The sequence below is a fragment of the Mycoplasmopsis agassizii genome, assembly GCF_002272945.1.
Taxonomy (GTDB): domain Bacteria; phylum Bacillota_I; class Bacilli_A; order Mycoplasmatales; family Metamycoplasmataceae; genus Mycoplasmopsis_B; species Mycoplasmopsis_B agassizii.
Genome location: NZ_NQMN01000001.1, coordinates 79110 through 99920 on the forward strand (window position 1 = coordinate 79110; position 20811 = coordinate 99920).

General features: G+C 26.9%; 14 protein-coding genes. 9 read left to right on the forward strand and 5 right to left on the reverse strand.

The window, feature by feature from the left end:
* From CJF60_RS00315 to ffh, 5 genes are all read right to left on the reverse strand, one after another.
* Complete coding sequence (locus CJF60_RS00315; protein WP_084232068.1) at positions 1-3786, reverse strand: hypothetical protein; 3786 nt, start codon at positions 3784-3786, stop codon at positions 1-3.
* Entirely contained in the window at positions 3758-6283 is a 2526-nt protein-coding gene (locus CJF60_RS00320; protein WP_084232069.1) for an Mbov_0397 family ICE element conjugal transfer ATPase, read from the reverse strand. The genes CJF60_RS00315 and CJF60_RS00320 overlap by 29 nt, the downstream gene beginning before the upstream one ends.
* On the reverse strand, positions 6283-7311 hold the full coding sequence (locus CJF60_RS00325) for an Mbov_0396 family ICE element transmembrane protein (RefSeq protein ID WP_084232070.1): 1029 nt from the start codon (positions 7309-7311) through the stop codon (positions 6283-6285). Before CJF60_RS00325 ends, CJF60_RS00320 begins: the two co-directional genes overlap by 1 nt.
* A gap of 3 nt (positions 7312-7314) precedes the next feature.
* Entirely contained in the window at positions 7315-7656 is a 342-nt protein-coding gene (locus tag CJF60_RS00330) for an Mbov_0395 family pilin-like conjugal transfer protein (RefSeq protein ID WP_084232071.1), read from the reverse strand.
* Between the two features lie 97 nt (positions 7657-7753).
* A complete protein-coding gene (ffh, locus tag CJF60_RS00335; protein WP_084232134.1) occupies positions 7754-9085 on the reverse strand; it encodes a signal recognition particle protein in 1332 nt (443 codons plus the stop codon).
* Positions 9086-9290: 205 nt separating this feature from the next.
* Here ffh and CJF60_RS00340 point away from each other — a divergent pair, with 205 nt between their 5' ends.
* The 9 genes from CJF60_RS00340 (at position 9291) to CJF60_RS00380 (ending at position 20797) form a co-directional block, all read left to right on the forward strand.
* A complete protein-coding gene (locus CJF60_RS00340; RefSeq protein WP_084232072.1) occupies positions 9291-10487 on the forward strand; it encodes a substrate-binding domain-containing protein in 1197 nt (398 codons plus the stop codon).
* Complete coding sequence (gene pstA, locus CJF60_RS00345; RefSeq protein ID WP_084232073.1) at positions 10488-12464, forward strand: phosphate ABC transporter permease PstA; 1977 nt, start codon at positions 10488-10490, stop codon at positions 12462-12464. It abuts the gene before it with no gap.
* Complete coding sequence (gene pstB, locus CJF60_RS00350; RefSeq protein ID WP_084232074.1) at positions 12445-13278, forward strand: phosphate ABC transporter ATP-binding protein PstB; 834 nt, start codon at positions 12445-12447, stop codon at positions 13276-13278. The genes pstA and pstB overlap by 20 nt, the downstream gene beginning before the upstream one ends.
* 1 nt (position 13279) lies before the next feature.
* On the forward strand, positions 13280-13945 hold the full coding sequence (phoU, locus tag CJF60_RS00355; RefSeq protein WP_084232075.1) for a phosphate signaling complex protein PhoU: 666 nt from the start codon (positions 13280-13282) through the stop codon (positions 13943-13945).
* Positions 13946-14032: 87 nt separating this feature from the next.
* A complete protein-coding gene (locus CJF60_RS00360; protein ID WP_084232076.1) occupies positions 14033-15721 on the forward strand; it encodes a hypothetical protein in 1689 nt (562 codons plus the stop codon).
* 1 nt (position 15722) lies between these two features.
* Positions 15723-16322 carry an MSC_0623 family F1-like ATPase-associated protein gene (locus tag CJF60_RS00365; protein WP_084232077.1) on the forward strand — a complete coding sequence of 200 codons (600 nt, stop codon included), beginning with the start codon at positions 15723-15725 and terminating at the stop codon, positions 16320-16322.
* On the forward strand, positions 16309-17142 hold the full coding sequence (locus CJF60_RS00370) for an MSC_0622 family F1-like ATPase gamma subunit (RefSeq protein ID WP_084232078.1): 834 nt from the start codon (positions 16309-16311) through the stop codon (positions 17140-17142). Before CJF60_RS00365 ends, CJF60_RS00370 begins: the two co-directional genes overlap by 14 nt.
* A 138-nt stretch (positions 17143-17280) precedes the next feature.
* Entirely contained in the window at positions 17281-17778 is a 498-nt protein-coding gene (locus CJF60_RS00375) for a hypothetical protein (protein WP_159444197.1), read from the forward strand.
* Positions 17765-20797 carry a hypothetical protein gene (locus tag CJF60_RS00380; protein WP_084232080.1) on the forward strand — a complete coding sequence of 1011 codons (3033 nt, stop codon included), beginning with the start codon at positions 17765-17767 and terminating at the stop codon, positions 20795-20797. The genes CJF60_RS00375 and CJF60_RS00380 overlap by 14 nt, the downstream gene beginning before the upstream one ends.
* Positions 20798-20811: the final 14 nt, after the last annotated feature.

Here is a 20811-nt window from a genome sequence, read left to right on the forward strand (position 1 = left end):
TTAGACTGCCTTTCTTTTTAATCTGTTGTGAACTACTTTTGAAATTATTACTATTGAAATGATTGATAAAATTGTTATCGGAATTATTCAATATAATTTTGAAGTAGCATCTTCTTGAGTTTTTGGTTCAGCAAGTGAACCATCTTTTGTTTTTGAAATCATTTCATTTAATTCTTCATTAGAAACAATTTCGACTGTTTTATTTGAACTTGATGTAATAACTGCTTCGTTAGTTATTTTGATAAATTTATCATTTAAAATGTTTCTTGACTTAGAAACCAATTTTAAATATATGCTTGTATCTGTTGTGTTTACACCCAGAAGAAATCCAATATATTCTGAATTATTGACATCTTCAAGATAAACATCTTTTCCGTTTACAAGCTTATATTTATCAAGTTCTGTTTGTAAATTTGTAACTATCTGCTTAACAGCATCATGACTAGTTGTTGCATTGATTTTTATCTCTGATAAAGCTAAAGATGATAAATCAAATTGATAGTTTTGATCTTTTGAAATAGTATTTTTAACTAAAATTTCTTTACTATTTATGAAAAATTTTTGCTTAGGAATTAGCTTGATTTTAAACTCAAAAACTCCTTCTACATTTTCATTAGTTTTTAAATTTTCAAAGTTTTCTATTTCAATATCTGTACCTAAAATAATGTTCAAATTTGACAACCTGTCTGTGATTTTGGTTCAAATTTGATTTTTTAATTCAACATTATTTAGAGCATTTGTATCTATATTTTCAATATCTAATTTTTCAAGATCTTTGTATTCTAAATTAACTTTTTTGAATACAAAATTGTATAGATAAAAGCTTGCATAAAAGTATTGCTGTTTATCTTTTGAAAAGACCTTAACATTTAAATATTTATTATTTCCATTTTCCAATTCGAAATTTACAATATCATTAATGTCACCATCAATTTTATAATCAAAATATTGTCATAAATCTTTTTCAATATTTTCTTTTATATGTTTATCAATCTCATCTTTAATACCATCTATAGTGTTTATACCATTTAAATTTAAATCGGGTATTTGAATATTATAAAGTGTTGTATTATCAATGGAAACTGGTAAATTATCAATATAATCTCTTTCTAAGAAAATGAATTCTTCACCATTTTTTACTTTAAAATTAGTTAAACTTTTTTGTCATACAAGAACATAAATCTTTTTATTAGAAATAAAATATCAATATTTTATTTCTAATTTTTCTTCACTAATGAATTCATCAAATTTTTCTAATTTACTATTAGCTCTAATTTTATTTGATAGTTCAGAGACAAATAAATCACTTTTAAATTTTTGATTTGTTCTTCTTTCTTTTTCATATTCGTTTTCAAATACAATTGAAAAAGGTGCTGAGTTTAAGTTGTTTCCTTTTATTCTAAAATAGTTAGAAAAAACATCTTCATCCATATCAAAGATTTCTTTGTATGGAAATTTCTTTTCAATAACAAAAGGTTCATAAGTATCACTTATATAAAAGTTTATGTGATTAATTTTTTCTCAAATTGTTCTAATTGCTTCATCAGTACTTATTAAGTTATTTTCTTCTAGTTTTTTCTTTAAAAACTTAAGAACTTTAGAATCATTTTCAACTTGTCTAATTATTTCTTCTGCATATTCGCTATCAATATAACCAGATGTATCACCTGGATTTTTTTCTAATAATCTATTAATTGCATCTGTATGTCCAATACCTCTTGTAGGATCATTTGGATTACTTGAGTTTTCTCTTAGTTTGTTTTCTATTTCTCGTAAATCATTAAAGCTAAGAGGTGCTTTATAATTATTTGGTAGAAATCCACCTTTGTCTGGGTTTATATTTTTTGAAGTGGAGCTACTTTTTGAGCCATTGATTACAGAAACATTATTTTTAGGATCAAAATCTGTAACATATTTTGTTCAATAGGACATTAAATCTTCATAACTTAATTCATTAAGTGAATCGATTTTCAACGACTTTTTATTAACTAAATAATCTTTCAAAATTTTTCCGTATATAGAAAAATCAATCGGTATAAATTTTTTAGAACGAATCAATTTTTCAAAGGATTTGTCATTTCCAATATGTATCATCGTATATTTTTGAACTTGTTTATCATCGACTCCTAAATTAAAAAGGTGTGTTTTTTCTGATGATATGTAGTTATTGTTTTCGCCTTTAATTTTTTCGTGTTCAATAAATGTTCAGTTATTTTTTTCTTCATAGATTTTATGTTTCAAATATTTATATTTAACATCTGAATTAATTACTATACCTTTACGACTATGAACTACTTCTACAAAACCGCCATTTTTTAAGTTTTTATAGGTTTGGTCAATTATGTTACTGTTATGTGAAAAAATATCGTCTGTTATTCAATATAATGATGATTCTAAACCTGTATTTGGTTTAATATTTGGATTATATGCTTTATTAACAATATTTTGCTGTGGTCCAATATATGGTGTAATTAATAAATTTTGATCTTCATTAATTGAAGGATTTCAGCCGAATCACTTATATCTGAAATATCCTGTAGAGGGATATTTTTTGAAAATAATTTGCCGAGCATCAGGAAATTTTTCAGATGAGATCTTTAAGTCAACTTGTTCATGGTCACCTAGATTTTCTTCAATGTCATATTCAAACACGCTGTTTAATACGCTGATTTTTTGGTCATCTATGTAAAGAACATCATGTTTATTCTCATTCGAAGAAAAAGTTATCTTAGGGTACTGATATGAGTACCATTCTTCTATACCATCCTTGTTTTTTATCTTTTCTGCAATCTCATTTTTATATAATTTTGAGTCTCAGTTACTTTTTTTATAATGAACAATTAGATTTTTTTCAATTTCTAATTTATTTTCTAAAAATCCGTAACTTCAATCTACATAAAAATTTTGAATAGTTACATAGTCACTTATCTTGTTTTCTGTAAATCCTATTTTTACATTTACTTTAGATGTGCTTGAACTTTCTTGAACTATTTCATAATTTATTGCAAATTTACTTCTGTCTTTCAAACCAGATAGCATTTTTTGGAAATATTCTTGTAATTTCTTATATTTGTTTCCTGACCTTGATTTTAAATAGATGCTTGCATCAGAAGGTTCAACTCCAAGTGCGATTCTGTTTCTAAAAGTATCGATCAGATTCACAAGTGCATCTCTTACACTTTCACTTAGTAAAGGTTTGAAGGAAATTTTGATATCTTGATAAATCGTTAATTTAGAAGTTGTTCAATAATCTTGGTAACTATATTTTTGAATGTCCATCTTTATCTTAATATAATCAATTCTAGCATCATCAACAGTGTATTTGTAGTCTCTTTTAACTTCTTTAAACCTTTTTTGAGCTAATTCTTCATCATTTGATGCAAAAGGTTTAGTAAGAAATATTCCAGCTGTATAAAGGCGTCCTCTATAGATTTCAATTTTATTAATAGTTCTTTTTGCTGGTATGACTTCAATTTCAATAGATGTTTGGTCATCTCTAATTTCACCTATCTCATACGATTCAGGTCCTATGTCAGAATAAACTATTACAGTGTAGTTTTTCTCTTTTGTATAAAGTGTTGCAACAAATTCCTCTTCAATTTTCTTAGTATCCACAAATTGATGGGTTTTGTTATAGAATTGAGTGGATGCAGGAATATAGTCAGCAAATGGATCAAACAGATCCTTTTTTATTGTTGGTGGTTTTGCACTAATTGAAACTGTTGATATTAAACCAATACTAACTAAACCTAGGATACTAAAAACAATATTTCTTTTCAGTTTCATTATAATTTACAAGTAGTTTTCTCCTTTCATGTGGATTAAATCCAAAAATAATTTCACCTTTTGCAGCTTTTAATAAAAATAGTTTTTCATCTTCTGATAAACCTCCACTATATTTATAAAAGTCATCAATAATTTCTATATCCATGCTTTTTAAATTAAAAAAGAAACTAAATTGTGTATTAGAAATTATTGCTTTTGATTTTCTTGCAGCTTCATTTGATAAAATAAAATCTGAAGGATTTTGTGTTGCTAACATTAATGAACCCTTATATTTTCTAATTGTCTTTGACATCTTAAATAGAAAGTCAAGAACAATTAAATTGGATTCATCAACTAATAAATGTGCTTCATCAATAAAAACAATTAAATTATTATTTTTATCTCTTTGACTATTTATTTCACTTTGCACATAATTTAAAATAGTAAAAAAACTATTTAATAAAATGTTTTTGTCATTTGCTTCATAAATATTTTTTACATTTATAGTTGTTAGATTTTTGTCAAATGTAACAGATGATTTTTGATTATAAAGTTTTTGATACTTACCATGATTTTGAAAATCATTTTTAAGCATTTTACTGATTAATAATTTGTCATCTTCTTCATCAATATATGTGATTAAATTATCGATTAAAGGAAACTCTCTTTCACTAATAATTTTATCTTCATAATCTAAATAAATTTTCTTTAAAATCTTTAATAAAAAGAATAATTCATAGTCATCAATTGAAGGATACAAAGTTATAAATCATTTTTTTAATCAGTCAATATGAATAGCAAAATCTTTTTGATAATCATCAGAAAAATTTCTTAATTCTAAAGGATTAAATGAAATATTTTCATCTGCATATAAGTTCAATCTTGAACCGTTATGTGCCTTTGTAAATTCCTTATATTCATTTTCTGGGTCAATTATTATTACTTTATTATTTATGGATAAGTTATAAGAAATCACTTTTTTAGCAAATGTACTTTTGCCACTTCCACTAGTTCCAAAAATAATTGAGTTACTATTTTTTCTTCCATTTGATAAATTAAATTTATCAAATACAACATTTTCACCAATCATACTTTTACCTAAATATAAAAGATTTCCATCATTAAAATTACTTGTATAAAATGGTCATGATTCTGCTGTTGTAGAACTAGGTAAATATAAATTATTTGTTTTTATATTTAAAACAGAATGAAAGAAAACTGATGAAAATAATTCTTTTTGGAGAAAGTCTCCATCTCAAACATCAATACCTAAAGTGTGCAGTTTTGTCCGTATTTCTCGGCTTTTTTGTTTCAGATCATTCTGATTAAAATTCTTATTAATCAGGAAAATTGAAGATGAATATAAATTTTCATTTGAACTAATTATGCGTTTTGATAACTTTTCCAAAACTTCGATTTTATATTTTTCATAATCAATTTCTGTTTGCACTTTAGAGTTTGTTAAATTTACTTTTGTGTTATTCAACGACCTATTAATTAGCGTTGCTGAATCTTCTTCCCCTAATCTATTTAAATGTCAAACGACATCACAATCTAAAGAAAAAATCTTTTTTGCTCAGCCGTGATTTAATTCAAAAGGAAGAGATTCAATTTTTTGAATCTTCATAAATTGGTTCTTTAAATTTATTTGCGAACTTGAATATTTGACTTTTAATTTAGAAACAATTTTATTGAAATTTGATAGTATATTTTTTTCATCACTATCATCATTTTTTAAACCTTCATTAATATTTAAATTTACTTTTAATAATAAGTTTAAAGTTTCTGAAACATTTAATAAACGACTTTTAAAATTTAAAATATTAAAATTACTTTCTAATTTTTTAATGTCAAAATTTAGTTCAGCTAATTCAGGATTTGAGATAACAATATAATATTTATTAATCTTATTTTTACCTTTTAATAATTCCTGAAAATCTTGTTTATAAGAACTTAATAATTGCTTATTTTGAGGAGCAATTATTTTTTTAAAAAATAAATTATTTTCTTCTAAAATTTCATTTTCTCTTAGTTTAATAATTGTTACTGTTTTAAAATTTTCTTCAATAACTTTTTTAAAACTAATTAATTTTTTATCCCTTTCACTTTCAGAATAACCTTCCAATTCAAATCCGTTTACTTCAAAAATTTTTATATAATTTTTTGAAAATTTGAATTGTTTAAAATAGACAGTATCCTTTTCAATAGAATATTTTTTATCTAATTCAAGGTTATCTTTTTCTTTGTCGTATTTTTTAATTGCAGTTTGAAAGTTAAACATTCTTCAAAGTAAAACATAAAGTTTACATTTATGTTTTTTACTTCTGATTATTAACGATCAAAGTGGTAAAGCTAAAACTAGAGTTAATGCAATTTTAACAATGTTATTTAAATCAGGTATATATCAGAATATAAAGAAAGATAATAACAAAGTTAGAATCATATAAAGCAGATCAAAAAGATGAATATTTTTATGTATCTTTAGATCTATTTTTTTGGATACTTTAGGTACGAGCATTATCTAATTTCCTTTGCATAATAATTTTTATAGTGTTCGATGTATTTAGTTTTTAAGTTTCACGAACTAGTTTTAAACATGTTTCTGTATTTGAATTTTTTAACGAGCGATTCAGAAAATTTAGTAATTGACATCAGATAAGCAACAAGTAATAAACCTTTAATAGTAATTCGCTGTGATAACATGGAAGTTCATTTATCAACTTCAGCAAATAGAATTGAATTAATTAAAGATGTAAATTTTAAAAGAACTAAAATCAAAAATAATTTGATCGAGTACGAAATAATTCTTTCTTTAAAGTAATTAATTTTGGAAGGTTCATTATTAGTCACTCAGACAATCATCATCGGGCTAGTCATTGCAAAGTAAGATATTTTAAGTTGTAGTCTCATTATGTAAACTACTAACTTAATCAAGAAAAAGCTTACTACATACGATAATACTCCAACCATAACAATAGACAAGTTACTTCACTTGGTTGCTTTTCAGAGATCAAAATCAGGGACCCTGAATTCACCATCATTTGATCCTTTTAGTCATTCATGCATTGGTGTTTGTGGTGGTTTAAGTGATTCATAGAACATGTGAGAAAATAGTTTATTTCCTCCTGTAAAAACATCCCCATTAATCGTGTCCAAAAGACTAGAGAATAAATAAAATGCGAAAAACAAGATAAAAGGGATTGCGATAATTAGTAAATAGAAAACAAAAGTGTTTTTTAGAGCAAATTTCATTCTAATGAAATTGCTCTGACTTTGATTTACCATTGTTCTTAAATAAATACCAACGAAAATGACTGCAAACATTAAAATTGAAATAAAAAAGAAAAACAGAAAAAATGTTGATGGGTGGACATTGCTTGCAGTTGAATTAGAACTGAAAACAATATTTTTTGTAAAGATACTGCTGACAAACGATAACAGTTTTTCAATGCCATACAAAACTGCTAAAGGCACAGTGATAAAAAGATGTCAAAAGACTAAAAATAAAATATATTGTAAAGTCTCGCCTAGGTTTCAAATACTCATTGTTTACCTCAGTTTCGGAATATATAATGTTTGAATAAAGCTACTTGTAGATGGTGTAGTTGTTAATTTAGCTTCCATTAAGTTAATTGCAATTGAACTAACTCCTCAGATGATTAAAACAGCGACAAAGCTAATTCCAACTCATTTAATGCTATTCATGTATCTTGCACGTCTTTCAACGTTATTAGCATTGGCTGCTAATTTAACAAAGTAAAATATTACCAAGACAATCAAAGCAATTGCTATAGCACCACTAAAAGCACCTAAAACAGCGTTAACAGTTGTTTTAATATGATCGCCAAATAACTTAAGGTCACCTCTGGCTAATGCTTGTGTTACAATCATGCGTCCTCCTTTCACTCTAGCAATAAAATTTTTGACCCCAAAAGGAAAAAATTTTTTAAAAAAATACTACCCCTAAAGGGGTAGTAAAAAGTTGTTTTTAAAAATTTATTAAGTTTTTTCCGTTTCGTGCCTTATCAGCCATCAATTTCATCTGTTTTGACATGCGATCGAACTCGATAATTAAGCGATTATATTCTTGTGCACTTTTACCTGAACCTTGCATGATTCTTTGCTTACGAGAAGCATTTTTTAAAAGCCTAGGTTTTTTACGCTCTTCTAATGTCATTGAAGAAATTAAGATTTCAAATAGTTTAATTTTTTCTTCAGCTTCACTAATTTGCTCTTCGCTGATTTTGCCTGCTAAACCTGGAATCATTTTGATTAACTTACTCATTTTTCCTAGTTTTTTAACTTGGTTAAGGTTTTGCATCAAATCATCTAATGTAAAGTTACCACTAAACATTTTATTAACCATTTTTTTGGCTTCTTTTTCATCGATAACTTCTTCAGCTTTTTCAATCAAGGTTAAAACATCACCCATACCTAAAATACGATCAGCCATTCTATCAGGATGGAAAACATCAAGATTTGATGTTTTTTCACCAGTACCAATATATTTAATAGGAATGTTTAGCATTTCTTTAATACTTAAAGCTGCTCCACCACGTGCATCTGAATCTAACTTAGTAATAATTACACCTGTTAATTTTAAACGCTCATGAAAAGTGCTAATAACATTTAAGATTTCTTGCCCACTAAGTGAATCAAGCACATATAAAATTTCATCAGGTTTAAAAATTTTCTTCAAATTTTCTAACTCGACCATTAATTCTTCATTAATCGATAAACGACCTGCTGTATCTAAAATTAATAGGTCGTTTTTATTTTCATAAGCAACATCAAGTGCTTCTTTAGTAATTTCTTCAGGTTTAAAATCGACTCCTTTATCAAAAGTATCGATTTGAATCTGTTTTCCTAAGATTTTAAGTTGCTCAACAGCAGCTGGTCGATAAATATCGGCTGCAATTAGTAAAGGTTTTTCAATTTCTTTTTTCTTACGCAAATGAAAAGCTAATTTTGCAGTAGAAGTAGTCTTTCCAGAACCTTGTAGACCTACCATCATGATTTTAAAAGGTCTGCTTTCGATTTTAATTTCGCTTGCTTTTGAACCTAAAACTCTAACTAATTCATCTTTCACGATTTTAATCATCATTTGTGAAGGGTTTAATTTTCCAATAATTTCTTCTTGTAAAACTTTTTCCTTGACATTATTGACAAAGTTTCTGACAACTTTTAAATTAACATCGGCCTCTAATAAAGCAACTCGAATATCTCTAGTTACTTCAGCGATATCTGATTCATTAAGGGTTGTTTTTGAACCCATTTTTGACATACTTTTTTGTATTCTATTACCTAAAAAATTTAACATTGACATAATTTATTCATTATAAATTATTTTATTGAAATTTATCTGATTTTATTTTTAACTGATGGCTTGCAATATCGATTTTTGAAAATTGATGATTTATAAGGGAACTTATTTGGCATAAAAAACGAGTTTAAAATATTTAGATTAAATTATTAAAATAATTGTTTTTAATATATCATTTGTTTGATAAAGTTTCAAGGTGCAAATGAAAAAAAACAAATTGAAATTACTTTTTATGCTTACTCCAGTAGCACTATTTTCATTAACAATTTTAGCTGTTTCATGTATTCCTCAAAATGTAATTGATGCTAAAGGTTCTTCCTCTGTTCTGCCATTCATGGCAGCTTTAAGACGTGCTTATCAAAATTATGATAAGGAAACAGAAATCAATATTCAAGCAGGTGGTTCTGGTTTAGGAATTGCATTAATTGCTGAAAATGGAACAACATTAGGTAATGCTTCAAAAAGCCCTACTTCAGCTGTTAGAGGCACATCTTTAGAAAGTCACTGAAAAGAAAATAGAATTAAAACTATTACCTTAGGGAAAGATGGTATTGTTTTATTAATGAAACTACCTAGCAATTTAAATGCTGATGATTTTTCAATTAATAAAGATAATATAAATAATTTATATACTGCTTTTGCGGGTAATGAAGATATTAAATTAAGTAACTTTTATAATAAAGATGATCAACAAAATTTAGACTTATTAAACAATATTAATTTAATACCTTTTGCTAGAAGTGGTGGTGCAAATTCAAGTGGAACTGCTGAAGCATTTTTAAAAGATTCAAATATCAAACCAAAGGAATCGCTTTCTTCATCAATTAAAACTATTTTAACTAGTGGTGATTACGGATTAAAAACTAAGATCACTGCAGAAGCAAATGCTGAGGCATATAACCGTTTTAAAATTGAGGGAAATGCAGATGGAAGTGTTATTTATTTATCAGCAGGATATGTTTTAAATAATTTAGAACAAATAAAAAATGATGGATTTACTTTAATAAATTACTTCCAAAATTCTAAATCAGAAATTAATAATAATACGGTTTCTGCTACGCTAGAAAATATTGAAAAAGGAACTTATAAATGAGTTCGTCCTTTTAATACAATGGTAAGTTTGAAACATGCATCAGAAGGAACTAAAAATTTTATTGATTATGTAGTTTTTAATGGTGTATTTAATTCTCAAAATAAAGAATTAGTTAATAATGTTTTTAATGAATTAGGAGTTGTTGAATTGTCTTTAGAAGAAAAAATTACGATGTTTAAAAATTCATCAAATATTAATTTGGAAGGTTTAACAATTGAACAATTATATGATCAATACAGACAAATTTTTTGAGAGTCTGCAGATTATGAAATTGATGCTGAAAACGGCAGTTTTGGGGCGTTTTAGATGCAAAATCACAGGACAAAAAACAGAATAATTAAAGATAAATCATTTTCAATTTTCTCGCAGATTTTGACTCTTTTAGTCATTCTTATTTTTATAGTTTTAGTACTATTTATTTTTATAAGATCAATTGATGGATGAAGAGAATATGGTTCAACTATTTTTTCAGATTCATTTAATTTAAGTGCTACACCAAGTACTTCTCAAGCATCAATTTGATTACCTTTATCTATTACAATTTTAGTGACTTTTGGATCCTTATTAATAGCGACTCCATTAGGTATAAAATCAGCCATCTTTTTAAAATTTAGATTAAATAAAAGATATGTAAAACCACTGCTAATTATAGTAAATTTATTATCGGCAATTCCTTCGGTTGTATTTGGTTTATTTGCTACTTCTTCACTTGGAGAATTTTTAACTTTATTATTAAATACATCTTTAACTTTTAGTGTTTTAAATGCAATTATAATGCTTTCATTTATGGTTTTACCAACCATCGTTTTATTAGTTTATAACGCCTTAGATGCAGTTCCAAAAGAATTATATTTAAATCCTTTTGCATTAGGTTCGACTAAAAATCAAAGCATCTATAAAATTGTTTTAAAAGAATCTCGTAAGGCAATAATTGTTGCAGTCATCATTGCGATGGGGAGATCAATTGGTGAAACAATGGCATTAAATTTTATTTTAGTATCTCAAAATTTTAATGCTGTTTTTAGTTCTGGTCAAAATATTTTTGTTACAAGTTTAAAAACTTTAGGAGCTGTAATTTCATTTAACTATTTTGGTGAAAATGCAACTATGGCAACTCGAAGTTTATTAAATGCATTTGGAATTTTATTATTAGTATTTGTCATCATCTTGAATTTATTTGTATTTTTTATACAAAACAAAAACATGAAAAGTAAGTATCAATTTCTAAGAAAAATTGAAACTAAAGTGATTAAAATTTTAAGTTATATACCTGAACATTTAATTATGTTTTTTGAGTATGTATTTTTTAAAAACTCAGAAAAATTAACTTTAGAAAACGACACTAATCCTTCAAAATTTATTCACCAAAGATTTAATCGAAAAAAACTTTTTCTAATAAATAAGTGAACTAAAATAGCAACTGAATTTATTGCTTTTTCTTTTGTAATTTTGTTCATAGGATGAATTTTGATTTTCATATTAGTAAGAGGTGGACAAGCAATTTCATTGCCGACCCAAACGATTACATCATTTGATTTAGATAGCACAGGCAGGGCAATAGTCAACACAATCGTGATTGTTGTAATAGGAATTTTAATTGCTTTTCCATTCACTTTATTTGCGGCAATTTTTTTAGTTGAATATACCAAAAGTCCTAAATTTAGAAACATTGTCATGTTTTTTGTTGATGCCCTTGGTTCAACTCCATCAATTTTATTTGCAATCTTTGGAGTTACCTTCTTTTTACAAACTTTAGGTCTAGCAGCAGGAGGACCTAATTCTAACTCACTACTTGCAGGAATTTTAACAATTGTAATTGTTATCATTCCAACCTTTATCAGAACAATTGAGCAGTCACTTTCAAGTGTGCCCAATGATGTTAGAATTAACGCTTATGCTCTAGGTGTTTCAAAAGTAAGTACAATTTTTAAAATTGTCTTACCACTTGCCTTGCAAGGAATCATCACGGCAATAATTTTAGCAATTAGCCGTATTATGTCAGAAACAGCACCTTTATTTTTAACTGCAGGATTAACTAGTTCAAATCGTTTTAACTTTTTACTGCCAGGTCAAAGTTTAACAACAAGAATTTTTGCTCAGTTATTTAATCCTGCATCTAATGCTCAAGATATTATGTATGAAGCATCATTTATGGCGATTTTATTAATTTTAGTCTTTGTCTTAATTTCTCAGTTAATAATTCCCCTATCATTTCAACATAAAGATAAAATTAAGAAACTGTTTCAAAAAAGGAAGGTAAGCCATGCTCAAGCAACTATCTAATATTATTAAAAGTAAAAAACCAGTTAAAGTAGTCGATGTAAAACAAGATTTTGATAAACAAAATCATGTTTTTGAAGTTCGTGATTTCAGTATTTATTATGGAAATAAAAAAGCAATTCACGATTTAAATGTCGATATCAAGAAAAATAAAGTAACTGCTTTTATTGGTCCTTCAGGTTCAGGAAAAAGTACTTTTATTCGTGCTTTTAACTTAATGAATGATTTTACACCAGATGCTCGTTCTGAAGGGGACATTTATTTTGATGGTAAAAACATTCGTAGTAAATCACTAACAAACATTGAATTAAGGACAAAAGTGGGGATGGTTTTTCAAAAGCCGACAGTTTTTAACTTGTCAATTTATGAAAATGTTGCTTTTGCCCTAAAAATTCATGGTATTAGAGATAAAAAAGTACTTGATAAAATTGTGCAGACTTCACTAGAAAGTGCAGCCCTTTGAGATGAGGTTAAAACGACTTTGGATAAAAAAGCTAGTTCATTAAGTGGAGGACAACAACAACGTTTATCAATTGCTAGGGCAATTGCTTTAAAACCAGAGGTTTTATTAATGGATGAGCCTACTTCTGCGCTTGATCCGATTGCGACTGCTAAAATTGAACAACTAATTAATAAGTTAAAAAATGATTTTACAATCATTATCGTTACTCACTCAATGGCACAAGCACAACGCATTAGCGATGAAACTTTTTACTTTTATCAAGGCCACTTAATTGAAAAAGGTAGCACTAAAGATATTTTTACAAACCCAAAACATAAAGAAACAAAAGATTATATCAACGGAAAGATAGGTTAAGATGAATTACGAAAGTCTAGTAGATTCAGAAAAAAAACTACGCAAAATATTTCATGGTTATTATGAATTAGCAATAAATATTCATAAGGAGCTTTTACACGCCATTAATTATTTAGTGCAAGATAAGCAAAAAGAGTTCAATCTTTCTTATGCAAGAATTGTTGAACTGGAAAAGCGCTCAAACACTTTAGAAGCAGATATCTTGTCAGAAACTGTTTGAATCATTCAAAAAGACCAGCCCCAAGCTAATCATTTAAGATATTTAATTACAACTATTACTTCTTCTTCTGATTTAGAAAGAATTTGCGATTATGCAATCAACGTTATTAACTTAATTAAAAGATCTGAACCTGATAAACAGCATTTAAAAATGCTGTTTGAAATTGAAAGATTAGCCTTATCTTATTTTATTGAAATTTTGCAAATTCTTAAAGATAAGAGCGCTAAGCAAGCAAATGAATTTGCAATTTTAAAGCAAAAAGACTTTGAAAAGCAGTATTATTTAGTAATCAAGAAAACTTTACATTCAATCATTGATGACAAAAAATTTGATAATTTCTACAACATCATTATTGCTTTTAAAAATATTGAAAGAATCCTTGATCATGTCGTTAATATTACTGAAAAATTTGTTTATATAAAAAATTCTCATTTCTACGATAATTAACACGACATTAATGAATTTGATAAAATTAATATATAAATTATTTAATTTACCCATTTTCGTTATTAATAGTTTATAAATAAGAGATATATGGCAAGATGAGACGACATTCGAGACGGCAAAAACTCGATTTTTCTGCAAAAAGTGGACATTAAAGCAATTAATTCTGCAAATTTGTATAAATGGCAGAACATTTTTCGCTATCTAACTTATGGCTTTTTGGCAATTTTTATATTTGTCAGTTTTTTTGTCATCAGTAACGGTGTAAGTAACATCTTAGGAAACCTAAATATTGGTGGCGAAACTAGTGAAGGCGCAATGCAATCAATTTGAACAAACGTTGCAGCAATTTTAAACACTAGTTTAGCTTTTTCTTTTTTAATGTATGCAACTTATACAGCAAATCGCAGAATTTTTTCAGAGCATCGCCGTTTTGAAAGTTATATTCTCTGGTTTTTAGTTTACATCTTTTTTGGTTCAGCAGTTTATGTTATTCCTTTAATCGTTCCTTGATTAAATGAATCAGGTCTTAGTCAAGTTCAAGCAACAACTGTGCAGTTCAATAACAATACGCAAATTGAAGGTGATGTTGCCATCACAATTTTGAAGTTCTTATCAATTCATTGAGTTAAATATCCTTTATTGCTTTTATTTATAATCGAATTTGCTCACACAATTTATTCTTATAAGAAACTACTTGAAGTTGATCCTGGAAAAAGAAAATATTGAAAAAGTAAAATCGTTTCTACTTTTTTAGCAATAGTTTATTTAGGTATTTTTGTTTTATCAACTATTGGTGACACTGCCACATTTGTCAGAAGAGTTGCTAACTTTGTGCTTTGATTTATTCCTGTTGGAACAATTACTCAAGCAGCAATTACTACTTCAATCATTAGAATTATCTTTTTATTAATTGTCTTAGTAATTTTATTAATTCCAGCAGTTTATACCTTAATTCAAAAAGTAACTATTCACCAAACAACTAGTGCAAGTGCCAGTTTAGGATTTGCTTACACAATTTTATATTTCTTTGCATCCACAATTAACTTTGCAATTAAATTTGATCAAAGAGCAGGATTTGCTGAAAATATAAATACAAATAACTATATCTTTTTAGGGATCTCCTTATCTTGTTCAGTTTTATTTACAGTCTTCTTTTTTTCAAATCGTAGAACCAGATTTTCATCTTTATTTACTTTCATAACTATCTCATTTATAGTTTTTATGATTGCTAATATCAACTTAATTTTTAATAGTATTTATGGTTGAGCAACTGCTTTTAGTGGTATTAATATTTTCATGTCATCAGTAATTATTTTACCTTTATTACTATTTGCATTGTTTGCCAAAAGACAACTTGTAAGACAAGGTAGAGCAAATAGATGATTCTATTTTATGTTCAATTTTACCTTAGGTTTATTTACTTCTGTTTTAGCTATTCTACCGTTTTTTGCTTCAATTGATCAGGCAATTAGTACATCAGATATTTCGGCTTCAACAATTGTTGGAGTAATTGCAAATTTCATCTTTAATACATTAAATATTTGAGTCTTAATTTATATTTTATTAGCTGTTTTTGCATCAATATCTTTCTTAATAATTTTGATTAAATTATTCGTAAGTATTGGTTTAATGAAAAGCAAAGTTTACGCAAATAATTTAAATTATATTGAAAAATTAAAACAAGATGTTTTAGCAAATGAAAACAAAAATAAGAAGAATAGAATTAAAACTAATGGCAAAGACAAAAACAAAGTTTTAGCTAAAGGACAGGTGTAAAATGTTTAAAAAAATACTTACAAAAATTTCTGATTTTTTTACTGCTAGCGATGATAATGATGGCAACTATAATTCAAAAAATAAGGGTCGTTTTTCAAATCGAAAAAGAAGAAAAATAGTTAATGAAATTTCACAAATACATGGCAAAAAAATTGAACAATTTAATGATGTAATTTCTAATAAAATGAATTTTTTAACTACCATAAATAATTTAAAAATTCCTGTTTATTTTAAGACACATTTTAAATTATCTGATCCTGCTTTTGATAGTGTAAAAGCAAAGATAGATAAAGCAATCGAAAACCGTGTTCCAATTATTTTTGGTGATTGAGTTTTATCTTGAAAAGAGAGTAAAGAAATTTATATACCAGAAATTGTTGATTTAGAAAATATCGATTCAAGTACATACATTTTGAATTTATCTAATGAAGGAACAAGAGAAGAAATTCTTGTTTTTAAAACTATTTGTGACTATATTAATTTATTAATAGATGAAAAAAATGCACTATTCTTTTTTAATGATGAATTCGTAATTTTAAAAAGAGCAGACAATAAAAAAATTACTTTATTTGGAGAAAAATTCATTCATGCAAACATATAGTCAATTAGCAAAAAGAATGAAAAATTATCAAAACATCAGAAGTCTTGTTAATTTAAATTTTCTGCAGATTTTAGGGCAATATCAGGTGCTTAGCGATAATCTTCAAAACCAACTTGCTGAAGCTGCTAGGTTAAAAGAAATCTATTGATCAATTAATCGAGAATATAATATTAAGTCATCTTTTTTTGAGAACTTAAATAAAAATGAAAAACCCGAGCAACAAAAAAAATTAATTATTTATATTGCTGAAAAAGCAAAATATTCATCAATTGGTTTTCATAATACAGACAATTTAATTTTAAGTACAATTACAAAAAATGACCTATTAATTACAATGGGAGATTATGCTTGTGAGTGATCTAAAAAAGCAAAAATTCCAGTTTATGATGAATATGAAAGAATTGATGTTTCATATGTTTCAAGAATTAAAACTTTAATTTATGAACTGTATATTTCAAAAGTAATTAACCGTGTGGAAATGATTTTCCCATCTAATAAAATTGAAAATAATAGGTTAATTATTTTGCCTGTTGAGCAGAATAAATTAAGCGTTGCAAAATCACCCGAAACTATTGATATTAAAAATTATTCAATCCATCCAAACCTTTCAAGTTTTATTGATAATTTAAATTTAATTTATTTAGATTACACAATCGCAGCAGCAATTACAGAAGCTAGTTTTTATTCCTTAAAACAAAAAATTTCTCGTATCAAATCTTTGATAGAATCGGTTGAAAAGAAAATTGAAAAACTGGCAAATGATATCTTAAAAGAAAAACGAAAAGTTGCAACGGATGATATTATCATCACCACTCAATAATTAAAATTTTATTAAATTAAGAAAGAGGAAATTATGAAATTTTTGAAAATTAATTTTCCAAAAATAAGTTACTCATTTAGCCGTAAATTGAGTAGGTTTCCTTTTTTAAAAAATCATATTACTTTACCCAAAAAAGTGATGATCAAATTTAAAAATATTAAGCAATGAAATAAGGCAAATATAGACATTGATTTTTCAAAACCGTATTACTTATGATGACAAACAAGTCTTAATGTTCAGTCATTAGCTTTTTCAGGTGGTAAGGGTGTTTTGACTGCGCCAACTATGTTATTAAAAATTAGTGAAACACCGTGAGAAGAAAACTTAAAATATTTAATTATCGATGAAGTTTTTGTTGAATATAATGATGATGAATTTTTAATTTATTTCTTTAGAAAAGCAACTAGGTTATTTCCGATTGCAAATAATTCAAACGGTAATTATTATTCAAAAAGTGTTTTAAATGAAATCTATCGAAAGACCAAAAAAATTGAACTTGCATATTCATCGCAAGAAGAAATAGGTCTAACGACTAGAGAAATAATTGAAGCTGCTGAATCACGCCGTAATAGCCTTCATTATTCACTAATGAAAAATCACAACCTAACAATGGAGAAGAAAAATGAAAAAGAGTAAAAAAATAGGATTATTGTTTTTATCTGCAACAACTCTAGTTTCAGCAGTATCTGTTGTTGCTGTTTCTGCAAATCTTAATCAAACTACTTCAAAAAATTTCCAAGAAGTTTCAGAAGATGGTGGCGATACTAGCGATCCAAAAGAAGGAGGTGGTGAAGGCGAAGGTTCAGGAACTGGTGAAAATAATAATGGAGACTCAGATTCATCTTCTAGTGCTTCAAACGGTGAAAATACAACGCCTGAAGAAGGAAATACAGGTTCTAGTTCTACAACTGGTGGTGATTCAGAAACAACTCCACCTGAAGAAACAGCCCCTAGTCAGCCAGTTGAATCTGGTGCACCTGAAAGTCCAGATAAAATTGATGATGGTACAACTTCTGCAGGTGATGGCACTGATACTAATGATTCAAGCAATACTGGTTCAGGAGAACAAAATGACCCAAATGATTCAACAGGTGATGCATCAGGTTCAAACCAAGAAGGAAGTCAAGGCAACTCTTCTGAAAATACATCTACCGAAAGTTCTAAACGTGATTTAGATTATACAGGTCTATCATTAGAACAAAAAGTTAACAAGTTTTTATCTCATTTAAATGCTGCTTTAAAAACTAGATATGAATCAATCAAATCAAGTTTTCCAACAAGTAAAGAGCAAACAGCAGAATGAAACTTTACTTATTTACTTTATAATTTAAGTCAAGAAGATTCAGCCCACTATAAAAGTTTTAAAGATAAATTAATGGCATCTTTAACAACCTTAATTGCAGCAGATAATTTTGATAAAACACTTTATCAAATAACTGAAGCAACTAAATTAGAAACTGTTTTAAACACAATGACTAGTGAAGAAATTGAAACTCAATTTCTAGTGGTTTTTAAAAATTTAGAAGATAAATTAATTACACCATTATCAGTTGAAAATCCTGATTATGCAGAGATATATAAAAACTTTAAATCATTTGCAAATTCAACAACTGATTTATCAGATTTTCAATGAAGTAATAAAACAGGTTACAGTGCAATTTTAACTCAGTCTGATTATGACAAGGTTATTACAGAAATGACAACTATCAGTAGTGAAAATACTTTAGCTTTTGAGTTCTTAGATTTTAAAACTATTTACGCTAATATTCTTAAATTATTAAATGATCAATATCAAAAAGATAAAGCAAAAGTTGAGGAAGTAACTTCAGACAGTAATTTAAATAAATACTTTGGTTATGATTTTCCAAAACTTAAATATGCAACAATTAAAGATGGTGTCAGAACTTTTTTTGATTGACATTTTTATAGTAAAGATTTAATGTTTGGAATTATAAAACAAGCTGTTCGAGTTAATGATAAATATGATTTAAAACTGGAAACAACTGACTATAAAGTTGAGTTAAGAAAAGAAGGTGCTAATGAAGATTTATTACTTGTAATGTACAATAAATTGACATTAGGAAACTATGTTAAAGAAAATTTTAAATTAACCTTAAGTAATGTTAGCAATAGAGTTTTAACAGCTCAGCAAACAATTGAATATATCATTAAAAATTTTTTTACAAAAGATAATTCAACTGAAGATGTTTTTTATACATTAACAAATTCAGGTTCATCTTTGACCTATGATCAGGTTAAAGAATCTGACATAACTTTAATGCCAGATGTGCAACAAGTAATAGTTGATTTAGGAATTACAATTAAAGAAATTAAATTAAATACTGATGAAGAATTTGCAAAAAATAATGACTATAAAATTAGTAAAAATACTGTTCAAATTAAATTTGAAAAATTAACTAATATAGACAATTTTAATCCTTCAATAATTACTTTTTATTTAAATAATTTAGACTATAAAACAGTCTTACTAAAAAAGGCTCCAGAGTTATTACCGACCATTAAAGAAGATGCTAAATTTACTGGTTTTACCGAGCTAAACAGCGATAATGCAACTAAGTATTTTGAAATTAAAAACACTGATGAAAGATATGATTATACTTTAGAAAAAGTTGATTTAATAAGTACTACAGAAGATGATGATAAAGTTTATTTTGTGCATTCTGTAACTGTTAATTTAACAGATGATGAAACATATAAAAGAACTTATCAAATCACTAGTGAACCATTTTCAAAAAAAGCTTTTTTTGACCAACATCAAACTTCAAATACACCTCAAGATCCAAGTGAACCTAAATTAGAAAATCCAGTTGTTGAGAAAAATACTTTAGATATAAATAATTTAAAAGATGAAGATTTAAATTACTTTAGAGCAACTCAAAATGAAGCACATAGCACTATGAGATCTTCATATGGAGAGCTATTTGCAAAACAATTAAGTGAACATAAAAGTGAAATTGAGTTAACTTATAAAATTAGTGTTGCACAAACTTTTGCAAAGTCAAATATTGCAACAGTTAATGACATAAAAGCTGAACATAAAAATTCAGTTTTACTAGATTTTAGAACAACATATATTTCAAATTTAATGCAACTTTATAGTGCAAATAATTCAGCAGCAGCAATTCAAGAATCAACTAAAAATGCTTTTGAATTTGCTAAAAAAGAAATGGTTGAAAAATTAGTTGAAGCAGGAATTGATCCTTCTTCTGCTTCATCATTATTTGAAAATTTAAGTGAATCAGAAGCTAAAGTCATTGACTCCTTAACTTCAACTTTAGAAGGTAATAAATTAAAAGAATTTGTTGACAATGCTTTACCTGTTGCAGCTCTATGAAGTAACGGAGATATTGATGCACAGCAAGCCTTAAAATTATTAGAAACAATTGCAAACATAAATACAAGTAACTTTAAAAAAGTCGCTGACTATGCAGTTTCAGTGAGCCGTTATGTAGGAATTGGTGTGCTTGGCGCAATTTCTGCTTTGGCTTTAATTGTGGCATTTAGAGGGCGTATTACAAAAGGTTTAAAAATGAAATTAAACCGTAATACAGTTCGTACTTTTGCTTATGCAATTGCAACTTTTTCTGCAGCAGGAATTGTTATTCTAGCACTTTTAATTGCAGGAATTTTATAGAAAGAGAACGTAAG